This window comes from Leptospira vanthielii serovar Holland str. Waz Holland = ATCC 700522 (genome assembly GCF_000332455.1).
GTDB classification, from domain to species: domain Bacteria; phylum Spirochaetota; class Leptospiria; order Leptospirales; family Leptospiraceae; genus Leptospira_A; species Leptospira_A vanthielii.
Window position 1 is genome coordinate 211,116 of record NZ_AOGY02000072.1, and the last position, 14,221, is coordinate 225,336.

Genomic DNA, 14,221 nt, shown 5'->3' on the forward strand with positions numbered 1-14,221 from the left:
TACCTCACTCTTGGTATGTTTGGATTTCGCTTTGCGCACGTTTCAAAAAATTTGCAAGTGGCATTCGTTGTTGAGAAATTTTACCATCTTCTAAGTTAATCAACAAAGACAATAATGATCGGTTAAAATATACATCTGCATAAACTAGTCCCTTGGATAAAGAAACGTCTATTTTGTTAATCGAATAACTATCTGTTATGCGATCAATAAGGAAATTTTGGGGAGAAATTACATTCAAGGCACTTTTACCAAAATCACGGCCAATCTGAAAGATCGAAAAAAACAGATCCAAATTGGCGACAGGTTCACTCAAATCTCGGACCGAAATATTCAGATCCGCCTTTAATTTTCCATCATCAATTTTATCTCTGACTTTTGGAGCCATTAGTTGTTTTAAGTCAATATCTCGGATGAGAAAGTTGCCACGAAACTCCATAGATTTAGGATCCAAATTTCCTAAATTGAAAATCATGTTTTTCCCCAAAACCAATCCATCCAAAGAATAAGATCGTAAGGATTCAATGTTCGCATAATTTTCTTTATATTCGATAAATGCGGTAAGACCTGGAGTGTCTTTTTGTCGTTTTACATATTCAAAAGGTAGATTGGGTATATTAGGATGAGTTCCAAGAACTTGACCAATGGTTAGGTTGGGAGGGTTATTGCGGCCATAGTTTTTTATGAAAATAGATTTATCACCAACTATCAAACTATCTTCACTTGCTCGCGCTAAGTTGTGTTGGATGGGAATTTTTGCAATGACTTCCTCCAAAAGATACGCCTGGCAATGTTCTCCGGGGCATTTCTGGTTGTTATATGATATTACGGGAACTTTTGAATGGAATTCACCATTGATATCATAATCACGAATTGATAAGTTTAAACCCAAGTCACCTTGAAAACTAAGTCCCTTGGCCAAATACTGTTTAGTTGCAGATAGCAAACCAAATGTTAGATCCAAATTTCCAAAATAAGGACCTAACGGTGGTTTTGGTTTTCCATTTTTATTCAACTGACCGTTAATTGCTAAGTTGAATATTCCACCAAATGCATTCATTTTTAGAGTTTTGATTACAATTTCATTTGTATCAGCTCCGGACAACGATAGATCTGCTGATATTTTTAGATCTTTCATTTCCAAACCAGGTAATTCGGCATTCACCTCTGCCTTAATTTTTTTTGTATTCCCTGAAGCAGCATAACGAGCATTCAATTTTAATCTTGGATGGTTCCCAAGAAGATTCTGGATTGGAGAAATTTTTTCTTTTAATACTAAAGGAAACACAAGTAATAGATTGGGAGTATAAACACTTAAACCTAACGGTTGTACATTGGCCACAAGGTTTGACCCTGGTATCACATTTCCTTTCAAATCTAATTCTAATGCTTTATTTCCAGTAATTGTCTTTTGATCTAGTTTCAGATTCGAAATTTTGACTTCAGAAAGTCCAAAGGGACGATCAAATAACAAAACTGCGTTTAGATCCAAGCCTAATAAAGAGGAGGGTGACCTGGAACGATCCAATTGATATCGGAACCCATCAATTTTTGCCTTCGTATGGAGGGACAATGTTGCAAATGATTCACCAAATACCCCGAGCTCCATCTGTAACTTTCCACCAAGTCCTGAGACATATTCACCTAACTGGAGCTTATCGACGTTTAAATGAATATCCAACCCCTTAGATTCTAGATACTCACCGAATAAAGATAACGAAGACCCATTATAATTTATATGGGAAGGGAAAATTTGGAGAGATTTTACGTAGGGAAATGGCTTTCCCGCAGTTAAGGGTTTAATATCCGCAAAATTTAAATGAGAAGAGATGTCCAAGAAAGCAGAAGGAAGGGAATGGGCTTTTGATTTCCCCATCTTTAAATACAACTGCGAAGCCTTTAATTTTAAATTTGCATTTGCATTTTTCCAATCTCCGCTTACACCCGTTCCTTCGAGCGAGAGGTCTCCCGATAACTTCATTTCTGGAACAATTCCATGAAGTTGGTCGATTGACCTTTGAAATGAAGTTAACTGCATATTAGACTTTCCTACAACAATCGCAACCTTGGATGTATCTTTCGAAACATCTTGAATGGAACCAGCTAAACTCAGCCAAGATTGACCTAATACTCTAAGGTCTAATTGGTTGATACTAACTTGATCCAATTGATTGTCATAATGGATATCAGATAACAGACGTAATCCGAGTTGGGCAGGTTTTTCTCTTACTTCAAGTAGGATATCATCCTTTCCAATATCCGTGGTAAACAAAAACATCTCTGGAGAAACAGTTCGGTCCCATTCAAATCGCAAAGACATAGGAATAGTTTGTTTCCATCGTAATTCCTTTGAATCTAAATCTAATGGAATTGGTTTGGATGTATTGAGAGAAAGAAGGACATGATCGATCTGATTGACAGCAGAAAAATCAAAAGGGATGGATGTGAACCGGTTGGTCTCCAGTTCCGTTTGTAAAGAGAGATCTTGGATGGAAAAAAAATGCAATGAACCCGCATCACGTTTTAATTGAAACTCGACCGCATCCAAGTTGATATAAGCACTGGCCTGTAACGGAAGATAGGTTTTGATTTCCGTAAGTGGTGGTTTTGGCTCTGGGATTGGTTCTGGTATAGGAGTTTCGGACTTCTTCAATAACGAAGCAAAGTTCCACTGACCCGAACGTTCTTCGATTTGAATCTTAGCATTTTGGAGTCCAATTTCGGAAATTTTAATTTTTCCGAAAATTAGGAGAGGAAGGTTGTAACGAAGACGAATCTGTTTTGCTTCTGCCAAAGGAACCTTTTCGAAAGGAAACCCTGGATACAGTCGAAAGTCATTCACCTCAATCCCAAAAAAAAGAGAGAAACAACCAAAGTTTCCCTCCATTCTTCCCATAGTAAAATGAGATACTAATTTGGGAACTAGCAGGTCTGCGGTGAAGGCATTGAAGACAGATTTATAAAGTAGGAAAAGGACTAGGAGTCCGCGAAAGGTTTTTGTTTTGGCGACTCCTAAACTTACCTTCAGGATTGGATTCATTAGCAGAATCGCCTCGAGCGATTAATATTCGAAGGAGTCTTCAGCCTCTTCTAGAGTTTTATATATCTCGAAAACGCTAGAAAGTTTTGTGATTTCCATTAGGTTCTCGATATCGGAATTTAAGTTCGCAAATACAAGTCTACCATTCAGGCCATCAATATGTTTATATATATTGAGAAATGTTCCTAAACCAGCTGAGTTGATGAAGGGAACCTTTTTCAAATCAATAATAAATTTAGGGACTTGGCCTTTTTTGATGTACTGTTCAATCTTTTCAGATAGCTCGAACTCATTTCCGGCTTTGATGGCACCTTCAATTTTAATGATGTGCACGTCGTTTTTACTAGTAACTTTGATTTTCATAACCCTTCGGAAGGTGGTGTTGCCATTAAAATCCTTCGATTTTGCCGAATGTAAAGCAAATTTTTATGCATAGTGCAATAAATCTTTGCCGACTCTACGAAGTTCATGTTTTCCCTGTGACAAATGGTTGCGAACTGCCTTTCTGGAAATACCTAAGAGTTTTGCGATCTCACGTTCTGAAAAAAAACTTCGATCAGTGGCTCTTGACCTTCGCAAAATCCAGATTTTCTTTTGTTTGAGATACCATTTCCGCCGATTCGGATCGGTGGCCTCATAAAGTTTTCTTGTATACCGAGTGATCATACCCGAAAGCCGAGATAACAATTGGCGTTGGCGAAAACGTTTTTCTTCCCAGTCTCGAAAGAATCCTTCCACATCGTGATTGGTCTCACGTAACTTCCAAAGAAGGAGTTGGTTTAAATTCTGCTTCATAGGTAAATCAAACTGTAAGGACAAAACCAAAGCAGTTAGCGTTGGTAGTTTTTCCAACTCTGCTTTCACTGGATTTATCTCTTCCCAAAGTTCAGTAGGGACCTCCTCGTTTGCTGGTTGGTCGTAGTTCCACAATTGCAAATAAAGTTCGCCGGACTCAGAAATCTCTGTTCGGCGAAACCGATTCCGATACTGATTAAAGGCATAGGTGACAAAAAACCCAAGAACATTAGTTATATGGTAATTTAGACTAAGAGCCCACATCTTCGAAAAAACTTCCAAAATAGTTACCACCATCTCACAACTTTCATCATCGGTAATTTTTCTTTTTTTAGCCAAACGATCCACCATCCAGATGGGTAAATGTTCTTTTACTATATTTGGATCATTTTTGGAGCGAGCTTCTTCAATGAGAGGTAGAATTTTTTCATCTAATATTTTTGGTAACATGGATGGAATTTATATTTCATCCGAAAAGAAAAGAAACTCTATTATCGATTATAGTCAGATCAGATTTTCCATTCTATGAACTTGGTTTGTTCAACTATGAACTTTTAGATTTATTTTTTGCAATCAGTAAGAGTGATACGGATAAGATGATATGAAATAAATTAAAGAAGACAAATGGAAAAAAGGATAATACTGAAACACCAAGAGACGTAGACATAAAAGCTCCACAACTATTCCAAGGAATGAGTGGAGATGAAATTGTGCCTGAGTCTTCTAAAGAACGAGAGATATCTTTCTCAGGAATTCCTTTTTCTTCTGCAAGACTACGGAATGCCCGCGCTGGAATTACTAATGATAGGTACTGGTCTGCCGTTATCAAATTTAAAAGAAAAGAAGTTCCCATTGTGGAAAGTAAAATATCCCACCTGTCCTTGGCCCAATTTTTAATATGGATTAAAATTTCGTTTAAATATCCATATCCTTCGACTACGGCACCAAACCAAACAGCGGCGAGAATAAGAATTTCCGTAGGTAAAATCGCAATCACTCCTCCTCCACTTAGAAAACGATCCAACACTTCATTGCTTGAATGGGATTCAAACCCGTAAACCAAAGTCTTTCCAATAGAAAGTTGAAATCCTAATTCACTAAAACTAAATCCAATGGCTGAAACAATCCCGAGTAACAACGATAACCTGATATGTAATTTAAATATAGATGATCCAAATACCAAAACCACAGGAATGAATTTCATCCACGAAATTCGATGATTTGCACCAGATAAAAAACTTCCAGATTGTAAAGATAAATCTGCGATTTGTTTAGAATCCCAAACAAACATATTTAAGACGTAAAACCCAAAGATGGCAACTCCGAAGCTAATACAAGTTGTCTTTAACATATGTCTGATATGAGTCCATATAGGAACATGTGTTAAACTAGATGCTAAATTGGTTGTATCGGAAAGCGGAGAGAGTTTATCCCCAAAGTAACACCCACTCACGATAGCGCCGGCTGCCATCGTTTGCGGAAAAGAAATTACTTCGGCAACACCCATAAGGGCCACACCGAGAGTTCCTGCGGTGGTCCAAGAAGAACCAGAAACCATAGCGGCGATAGCAGCGACAATCGCCAAAGAAGGTAAAAAATAATCCGGCTGCAAAAATAAAATTCCTGTTTGAATCATTGCCAAAAGGACTCCCGAATAAGCCCAAGAAGCAATAAGCATTCCTACAAAAAATAGGATTTCCATCGCTGGTAAAACAGAGAGAAAATTTTTACGAAAGGATGATTTCAGAAATACAAATTTTCGATTCCTTCGTTGTAAAAAAGAGAGGAAACCAGCTACAAACAAAGCCACTGGATGAGGGTATGGGATCACCCAAACAAAACGAAAAAAAGTATGGATAAGATTAAGTATAAAAGTGGAGAAAGAGAGAAAAAAATAGAGTGCGTTTTTTCTCTCTCCATACTTTAAAGAAATGTAATATTGATATAATAAATCGAAAATCCAAAAAGAAATAAAATACCAAACCATGAAAGTAAATTCATCCAAGGTTTTGGCCTTTGTTCTTTGGGAATTTCTTTTCCAAATAAAATCAAATGGTGAATGAGAGCAAGAACTGGTGCATTTAAAAAGGAAACAGTAGTGGCAAAATCTACCAAACTCTTCATATTGGTTCTAAAAAAAAGTAAAATGAGAATCGAACCTACACCAACAATAACAATAAAGTTTTTCTGTAGGAATTTTTTCGAGAGGTTTGAACAAACGACGACTGGCATTGGATACTACTCTTGGATAAGCATCAAAACAGGTAAGAGTTGTTGAGAACATGGTAAAAAATGCGGCAATGAGAATGATGGGATATGACCAAGATCCAATGGCAGAAGTGTACAACTTAACTAGTTCAGAGGCAAAACTAACCGCTTGCGACGAAAACTCAGCTCCGGTATTGTACATCATATTAGATCCTAACGCCAAAAAACAGACTGCTAAAAGAGTGGTTCCAATATAACCGATGTTAAAATCGATCATGGCATATTTCATTGGCGGAAGTTTCCCATCGGGAGTTTTTTTGGCAAGAGTCCAATCCGATTGCCAAACGGCAGCTTCAATTGGGATAGGCATCCAACCCATAAGGGCAATGAGAAATGCAACATCACCCAAGTTGGAAATGGAAAAAGATTTTCCTTCGGTTTCTAATTTGGGAATGGCTGCATAAAAAGAAAGGATCATCGCAACAATTGTAGAGACGGTTAACAAAACTACGATCCACTTCATAAGCCCGTCGAGGGCTGCAAACTTACCAATTGCCAGTAAAAGAAAACAAAATACCAAAATGATCGCACAAAGTAACCATGGTTCCATGGTAATTCCAAGGAGATTGGAGAATAATCCTGAAGTGACAAGTGTGACAGTGGCTACAATGATACACATCGTACCAATCGATATAAAGAAAAATATCCACACAGGCAAACGACCCAGTGCCTCGTAGCCATCTAACAATGATTTACCGGTAATGATTGTGTATCTGGTTCCCACAACAAAAAATGGATATTTGATCAAATTGGCAAATAACACAACAAAGAGGAGTCCATAACCATAGACAGCTCCTGCACGCGTCGATTGCACAAGATGAGAAACACCTACGGCGGCACCGGCATACAAAAGCCCAGGACCAAGATAAGCTAAAAAAGGAAATCGTCTCATTTTGGACAAAATGTAGTCATTAGAAAGTTTTTGCTACTCTATTCGAAAGATTATCGATTCAAATAACGAAATAGAATTTGATTGAGGGCTAAAATATCGATCGGTTTGGTCAAAAATTGATCCATTCCTACATCGAAACATTTTTTGCGCTCTTCATACAAAGCACCCGCCGTGAGGGCTATGATAGGAACCTGAGCGCCCGATGGTTGTTTACGAATCTCGGTTGCTGCTTCCAAACCATCCATATTGGGCATTTGAACATCCATAAAAACTAAATCAGGTTTCGATTCCCGAAAAAACCGAACCCCCTCCAACCCATCCACAGCTTCTTTGATTTTAGCTTTGGGAATGTATTTTTGGATCATCCGTTTTAGAAGCTCACGGTTCATTTCGTTATCTTCCACGACCAAAATTTTGGGTGATATCTTAGTTAAAGCAGATTGGTTGAAGTTTAGCATCACTTCTTTTTGGATTTCGTCTTCGCCTTGTAAAACTTGATTGGAATGATCACTAACAGAACTACATTCGATTACAAATCCAAACTCTGACCCAACACCTGCTTCGGATTCGACAACTATTTCTCCTCCCATTAAATCTAACAATGATTTGGTGATCCTAAGTCCAAGGCCAGTACCGCCATACCTTCTCGTGGAATTGGATTCCCCTTGCCAAAAGGATTGGAATAAATGCGATTTATGTTTTTCTGCGATTCCAATTCCAGTATCTTTGATAATAAATTCTAGTTTAGTTTTTTGATGGGTAGAGCCGGATGCATTTACCTTCAATAAAACTCCGCCAACTTCTGTGAACTTAACCGCATTCCCCAGTAGGTTGATGAGAATTTGGCGAAGCCTAGTTGCATCTACTAAAATAATTTCTGGTATTCCAGGCCCCTCTTCAAGTCTGAGTTCAATTCCTTTTTCGTTCGCCTTCCACTTCAAAACACCTAACGAGTCATCTATGATCTGTTTCAAATTGGAAGTGACTTCATTTAACACTAGTTTACCGGCTTCGATTTTAGAAATATCCAAAACATCATTAATAATACCAAGAAGGCCATGGGCACTACTGATGGCATTTCGCACGTATTCCCTTTGGTCAGAATCTAAATTTGTAGTTAATAACAATTCATTAAAACCAATTACCCCATTTAGTGGAGTTCGAATTTCATGACTCATATTGGCAACAAATTCTGATTTGGCCTGGTTGGCTCTTTCGGCTTCTTTTATCGCATTGAGCAAATGAAACTCAGCACTTTTGCGACCAGTAATATCATTCATGTGGACTACAAAATATGAAGGACTACCACTTCTATCCTTGACCAAGGTATTGGATATTTCAACCCATAGAATACTTTTATCTTTTGAGAAAAAACGTTTCTCATATATCATATTTTCTTTCGAACCACTGAGTGCCGACTCTCGAAACGAATCAAAAAGTATTTTATCTTCTTCATAAGCGAACTCGTTTGTTCTTTTTCCAATGAGCTCAACCCCGCTATAACCTAACATAGATTCTAGTTTTTTATTAACTCGAATAAACCTTCCATCCAAGTCTAAAATACAAACTCCGACCCCCGCATTATCAAAACTCATCCGAAAACGTTCTTCGCTATCAGTAAGTTCTTCTTTAATTTTATTTTCTTCTGTAATATCACGATTGATCGCAATGACTCCGATGGTTTTTCCAGATTTGTCTTTTAGAAGACTTACTGCTGATCGAATTTTTAACTTTTGGGATTCCTTATTGTATTGAAATACTTCTCCCTGCCAAATCCCTTTAGTTTGAAGTTCTGATAAACGATCGTCCCTTGTGGAATTTTCCTGCTCCGTTTTTAAAATGGAAATTGCGGACTGGTCGATTACTTCCTCGGCAGTGAATCCATATATACGTTCCGCCGCTAAATTCCAACTAGTGATTCGGAATTCTAGATCAGTAACGATTACCGCATCATATAAGTATTGTAGAATAAGAGAAGAGTAAACTTCACTCGGAATCAAATTTTGCATTATTTCCTGAAACTAAAACGGTTACAAAAAAAAGTGCAAGCGAATACCGATCCACAGATCAAGACTATAAGTTTTCGCCTACACACTTTTTATGGCTCCATTTTCGATATTAGTGAATCTACTTATTTTCTGGAAATAAAATACCAGAAAAATATTAGATTATTTTGATGTACTAGTTTTTCGTTTCCAGAGCAAATATATGGCGGGATAAACAGCTAACTCCATTACAAAGCTTGTACCAAGACCACCAACCATAGGTGCTGCAATTCGTTTCATTAAATCTGCTCCGGATCCGGTTGCCCACATAATGGGCAATAACCCAATAAATCCAGACATCACTGTCATCATTTTGGGGCGAATTCTCTGTACAGCACCTTCCATGATTGCTTGTTTCAAAATAGGGATTGTCATCACTTCGTTTTCCTTTCGATGTTTTTCATAGGACAGATCCAAATACATTAACATAAAAACACCCGTTTCGGCATCCAATCCTAAAAGCGCAATCATCCCGACCCAAACTGCAATAGAGACTTGGTATCCTAAAAAATAAATAAGCCAGATAGCACCGATTAAAGAAAAAGGAACTGCTGTTAGGACAATCATTGCTTTCATAAGTGACCCTGTACTCCAATAAAGAAGAAGGCATATTAATACGAGAGTGATCGGCAAAACAATTTTCATTCGATTTCTAACGCGTATTATATTCTCATATTGGCCACTCCATTCCAAAAAAACTCCTTTCGGAATTTTTACATTCGACTCCACAATATTCTGCATCCTCGATACAAATCCCAGTAGATCCGTCTCAGTAGTATCCAAATAAACATATCCAGTCAGAAATCCATTTTCGTCTCGGATCATGGCGGCTCCCGTTACAAATTCCACAGTTGCCACAGAACTTAATGGGATATGAGCACCGCCACGAATCGGAATCAAAACTTTCATAATCCGTTCTAAATTATCACGATACTCTCTTGGATACCGGATCTGAATGGAATACCTTTCTCTCTTTTCGATGGATGTGGAAATTGTTTCCCCTCCCAAAGCAGAAAGTATTGTTTTTTGGATTCCTTCAATCGTTAATCCATATTTGGCAGCTAACTCTCTTTTGATGTTAATGTCTAAATAATATCCACTAGAAGTCCTTTCTGCAAAAACCGATCGCACGCCTGTTTCCTTTTTTAAAGTTTCTTCTATGGTTATGCCGATTTTCTGTATTTCCTCGCTGTTCTCACCTTGCACCTTAATTCCAATGGGAGTTCGGATTCCTGTCGAAAGCATATCGATTCTTGCTCGAATGGGCTGTGTCCAAGCATTGGTAAACCCTGGGAAATCTAAAGAAAGGTTCATCTCTTCTAATAACTTATCTTTCGTCATTCCCTCTCGCCACTCCGACTCAGGTTTTAAATTGATGATGACTTCAAACATAGAAAGAGGGGAAGGGTCTGTGGATGAATCTGCACGACCCGCTTTTCCATACACTGACTCAACTTCCGGAAATTCTTTTAGTTTAGCATCCATTAGGTTTAAAATCTTTTCCGCCTCTCCAATGGACAATCCTGGAAGAGTTGTTGGCATATAAAGTATACTTCCTTCATTTAAAGGAGGTAAAAACTCCGTTCCAATTTTTAAAAAAAACGGCAAAGTCAGAACGACTAGAACAAAGGCAGCAAAAACCGTACGACGAGGATATTCTAAAACTTTTTTTACTACCGGTTCATAGAGACGAAAGAGTCGTTTACTGATTGGATGTTTTTCTTCCGGTAAGTATTTACCAACAAAAACAGAAGTAAGAATTTTATTTATGGAAGGAGTAAATCCTACAACCGGATCCATTCTTGTAAACATCATTCGAAAAGCCGGATCTAAGGTGATGGCAAGGATAGCTGCAATAGCCATTGTTAGGTTCTTAGACAAAGCAAGCGGCCGAAATAGTCGCCCCTCTTGATCCACCAAAGTAAATATTGGTAAAAATGCAACAGCGATGATGAGTAGAGAAAAAAATACAGAAGGTCCGACTTCCAAAAGAGCTTCCAGTCTTACTGCATGAAAATCTCCAATCCTTCCTCCCGATTCCCACTCTTCCAATTTTTTATATGCATTTTCTACTTCCACAATGGCCCCATCTACAAGAACGCCAATCGACAAAGCAATTCCAGCAAGCGACATCAAGTTAGAACCGATATCCGCAAGATACATCGGAATAAAGGACAAAAGTACGGCAATGGGTATAGTTAAGATGGGAACAATGGCAGAGGGAATATGCCAAAGAAAAATAAGGATGATGATGGAAACAACAATCATTTCCTCTAAGAGTTTCTCTTTTAAAAGTCGAATCGTTTTGTTGATCAAAATTGATCTGTCGTATACAGGAATGATTTTGACTCCATCAGGCAAAGAAGACTGAATAGATTCCATTTTTAGTTTCACATCTTCGATGACACGTAATGCATTTTCTCCGTGCCGCATAACAACAATTCCAGAGACTTTATCTCCCAAACCATTGTAATCACCAACTCCCCGTCGTAAATTGGGACCTGTGATAACTTTTGCTATATTATATAAAAAAATGGGAGTACCATTTCGGTCTGAGCCTATGGATACCCTTTCTAGATCTTCAATCGATTTTGCATAACCCTTCACTCGAATCATAAATTCGGCTCCACCAATTTCTAAAAGGCGGGCACCAACTTCATCATTCGACTCACGGACACGATCAATCACCGTATCCATATCAATTCCATACATTTGTAATTTCAAAGGATCAATTTGTATTTGGTATTGTTTCCGAAAACCACCAATGCTCGCAACTTCAGAAACACCAGGAACTGAAGTAAACAGATACTTTAATTTAAAATCTTGTAACGATCTTAGTTCAGATAAATCCATTTTCCCTGTTTCATCAACAAGGAAGTATTGAAAGATCCAACCAACACCTGTTGCATCTGGTCCAAGATTCAAAGTTACATCTTTAGGAAGATTACTTTGTAGTTGAGATAAAAATTCATTCACTCTCGATCTGGCCCAATATAAATCCGTTCCATCTTCGAAGATAACATACACAAACGAATATCCAAAATCAGAAAACCCACGAACCGATTTCACCTTGGGTGCCCCGAGTAGTGAGGTAACAATAGGATAGGTCACTTGGTCTTCAATGATATCAGGACTGCGATCCCATTTCGAATAAATGATTACCTGGGTATCCGACATATCAGGTAAAGCATCCATTGTTATATTCTTAACAGAAAAGTAAGATACAAAGAGAAGGATTACTGTGACAAAAAGGATTAAATATTTATTTTCTGCTGAAAATTTAATGATTGTGCGTATCATGAATCCCACCTAACTTTAATTTTGCTTCCGAATCTAATAAAAAATTTGCCTTTGATACAATCTCCTCTCCCTCCACCAATCCCTCCAATACCTCAATCCATTCCGTAGAAACAAATCCAGTTTGAATACTTCTCGGACCAAAACGGTTTTCCGATTGTTTTACATAAACAATCTCTCGTTTCCCTGTAGGAAACACCGCTTCTCTTGGGATACGAAGGACATTTTTCTTTTCTATTTTTGCAGAGGATTGTACATACATCTGCGGTTTTAATCGATTGGCTGGATCTGTCACTTCGCACCAAACAGAAAGGGTTCTTGTGGTTTCATCTACTAAATTTCCAGAAGCAACCACTCTTCCTTGAAACGAAAAATTAGGAATCGAATCTGCCTTAACCTCCATTGGTGTTCCATTCACGATCTGATTGATCTCTCCCTCATACACTTGTACAAAAATCAAAACTTGATTTTTTGATCTTCCGGTAAGAAGGATATCTTCGGACTTCCGATTCAAATATTGAATTTGTGATTCACTCAAACCCAATTTTGTTATTTTTAATCTCGCACTTTTCCGAATGAAAGCTTCCGGCCCAATACTACCCGAAAGAGATCGATATTCACTGTAAGTGGAATACAAATCCGGATCATAACCGACCTTCCCACTAAAGGAACTATTTTTGACAATATCCCCTTTAGCGACTGTGCTCGTTTCTATACCGATTAACCTTTGTTTATCTTCTGAAAGTGAAAACGATTCAGGAGTTTCTCTATTGAGTTTACCATTCGTTTTTTCGGAAGGAATCATCGGTTCTTTTTTTACCAAGGTCATCCCACAAATAGGACACTCCCCTTCATGATCCATTTCAATTTGTGGATGCATCGGACAAGTGTATATATCTCCTGTTACCACACCCTTATCTGCACACGATAACCCAAAAACAACGAACACCAAAATAATAAATTTTACGATTTTATTTTTCATAAGAATCTTCCTCCGGTAATATACTATTAGTGATCTCGAGCATTTTTAAGAGAGATAACCAACGATTTAAATTCACTTCATGAAATGTGGCTTTCATTTCGATGGACTCGTTTAAGAACTGATAGGTGTCGGCCAAACTAATATCACCTTTTGTATAAGCCGAAGTGGAAGTGGTGATACTCCTACTCAGTGTGGGGAGTAAGGAGGATTGAAAATTTTCTACTCTCTGTTTGTTACCCATCCAAGTTTGGATCGAAGTTTTCAGTTCAGTTTCCAACAAATGAGTTTGTTTTCTTTTCTCCAACTGCATCCGTTGCACTTTGAGTAAATTGGCTCGATTCAAATCAGCTGATTTTCCTAGGGACCAAACGGGAATTCGTAGTGTAATTCCAGCACTCCATAAATCACCGGAAAACTCAGGATTGTCCATAACCGAAACATTCAGTGGCCCACTATCCAACAAAAAAGGTTTTCTCCTCCTTTGCATGTAACTTATGAAGACTTCTGTTTCAGGGTAGTGTAACAATTCTTCTTTTTTGGCCTCTGCTTCCGCTTTCTCTGCATTCACTTCCGCATATTTAAAGTAAGGTGAATTCCGAATCAATTCATCAGAGTAACTTTTTATAAACTCATCCTCTTTTCCTTTTAGATATTTTAAAATTTCTTCTTCCGAAATCAAAAAAGGTATGAGGAGGTCAGATAGGTAACAAAAGAGACAACTCACATGGGTAACACCTACATTGTGTATCGGAGGACAATCCGATGCCTTGGAAGGAAACCAAAGTGATAGAAGAAAGAATCAAGTTCATAGCAGCTGTTAAAAGTGGTCAGTGGTGTTTTGCCGATCTTTGCCGAGACTTTAATATATCGAGAAAGACTGGCTATAAATATCTAAAGAATTATGA

Annotated in this window: 11 protein-coding genes; 1 reads left to right on the forward strand and 10 read right to left on the reverse strand. The window is 38.0% G+C overall.

The features are described 5' to 3' along the window. Positions 1 to 4 precede the first annotated feature (4 nt). The 10 genes from LEP1GSC199_RS18680 to LEP1GSC199_RS18720 form a co-directional block, all read right to left on the reverse strand. On the reverse strand, positions 5 to 3,037 hold the full coding sequence (locus tag LEP1GSC199_RS18680; protein WP_002989484.1) for an LIC_11026 family protein: 3,033 nt from the start codon (positions 3,035 to 3,037) through the stop codon (positions 5 to 7). Between the two features lie 21 nt (positions 3,038 to 3,058). Then, entirely contained in the window at positions 3,059 to 3,400 is a 342-nt protein-coding gene (locus LEP1GSC199_RS18685; protein WP_002989181.1) for an STAS domain-containing protein, read from the reverse strand. 63 nt (positions 3,401 to 3,463) lie between these two features. Further along, complete coding sequence (locus LEP1GSC199_RS18690; protein ID WP_002989199.1) at positions 3,464 to 4,282, reverse strand: hypothetical protein; 819 nt, start codon at positions 4,280 to 4,282, stop codon at positions 3,464 to 3,466. Between the two features lie 94 nt (positions 4,283 to 4,376). Further along, on the reverse strand, positions 4,377 to 5,819 hold the full coding sequence (locus LEP1GSC199_RS18695; protein ID WP_232420843.1) for a Na+/H+ antiporter NhaC family protein: 1,443 nt from the start codon (positions 5,817 to 5,819) through the stop codon (positions 4,377 to 4,379). Next, positions 5,756 to 5,956 (reverse strand): hypothetical protein, encoded by a 201-nt coding sequence (locus LEP1GSC199_RS21955; protein WP_002989279.1) that lies wholly within the window; start codon positions 5,954 to 5,956, stop codon positions 5,756 to 5,758. The genes LEP1GSC199_RS18695 and LEP1GSC199_RS21955 overlap by 64 nt, the downstream gene beginning before the upstream one ends. Positions 5,957 to 5,963: 7 nt before the next feature. After that, positions 5,964 to 6,992, reverse strand: a complete 1,029-nt coding sequence (locus LEP1GSC199_RS18700) for an Nramp family divalent metal transporter (RefSeq protein WP_002989423.1) — start codon at positions 6,990 to 6,992, stop codon at positions 5,964 to 5,966. Between the two features lie 50 nt (positions 6,993 to 7,042). Then, entirely contained in the window at positions 7,043 to 9,001 is a 1,959-nt protein-coding gene (locus LEP1GSC199_RS18705) for a PAS domain-containing hybrid sensor histidine kinase/response regulator (protein WP_002989177.1), read from the reverse strand. A 159-nt stretch (positions 9,002 to 9,160) separates the two neighbouring features. After that, positions 9,161 to 12,337, reverse strand: a complete 3,177-nt coding sequence (locus LEP1GSC199_RS18710; protein WP_002989434.1) for an efflux RND transporter permease subunit — start codon at positions 12,335 to 12,337, stop codon at positions 9,161 to 9,163. After that, positions 12,318 to 13,316, reverse strand: coding sequence for an efflux RND transporter periplasmic adaptor subunit (locus LEP1GSC199_RS18715; RefSeq protein ID WP_039927393.1), 999 nt, complete (start codon positions 13,314 to 13,316; stop codon positions 12,318 to 12,320). Before LEP1GSC199_RS18715 ends, LEP1GSC199_RS18710 begins: the two co-directional genes overlap by 20 nt. Continuing rightward, on the reverse strand, positions 13,306 to 14,040 hold the full coding sequence (locus tag LEP1GSC199_RS18720; protein WP_002989602.1) for a TolC family protein: 735 nt from the start codon (positions 14,038 to 14,040) through the stop codon (positions 13,306 to 13,308). Before LEP1GSC199_RS18720 ends, LEP1GSC199_RS18715 begins: the two co-directional genes overlap by 11 nt. 38 nt (positions 14,041 to 14,078) lie before the next feature. Between LEP1GSC199_RS18720 and LEP1GSC199_RS21520 the strand changes: the two genes are divergently transcribed. Next, positions 14,079 to 14,221, forward strand: a 143-nt coding sequence (locus LEP1GSC199_RS21520) for a helix-turn-helix domain-containing protein (protein ID WP_002989594.1), incomplete at its 3' end; no start/stop codon positions are given.

Coding starts and splice junctions, on each gene's coding strand:
- LEP1GSC199_RS18710 (WP_002989434.1), bottom strand. CDS start 12,337: ATGATACGCACAATCATTAAATTTTCAGCAGAAAATAAATATTTAATC.
- LEP1GSC199_RS18690 (WP_002989199.1), bottom strand. CDS start 4,282: ATGTTACCAAAAATATTAGATGAAAAAATTCTACCTCTCATTGAAGAA.
- LEP1GSC199_RS18695 (WP_232420843.1), bottom strand. CDS start 5,819: ATGGTTTGGTATTTTATTTCTTTTTGGATTTTCGATTTATTATATCAA.
- LEP1GSC199_RS18685 (WP_002989181.1), bottom strand. CDS start 3,400: ATGAAAATCAAAGTTACTAGTAAAAACGACGTGCACATCATTAAAATT.
- LEP1GSC199_RS18680 (WP_002989484.1), bottom strand. CDS start 3,037: ATGAATCCAATCCTGAAGGTAAGTTTAGGAGTCGCCAAAACAAAAACC.
- LEP1GSC199_RS21955 (WP_002989279.1), bottom strand. CDS start 5,956: ATGAAGAGTTTGGTAGATTTTGCCACTACTGTTTCCTTTTTAAATGCA.
- LEP1GSC199_RS18705 (WP_002989177.1), bottom strand. CDS start 9,001: ATGCAAAATTTGATTCCGAGTGAAGTTTACTCTTCTCTTATTCTACAA.
- LEP1GSC199_RS18700 (WP_002989423.1), bottom strand. CDS start 6,992: ATGAGACGATTTCCTTTTTTAGCTTATCTTGGTCCTGGGCTTTTGTAT.
- LEP1GSC199_RS18715 (WP_039927393.1), bottom strand. CDS start 13,316: ATGAAAAATAAAATCGTAAAATTTATTATTTTGGTGTTCGTTGTTTTT.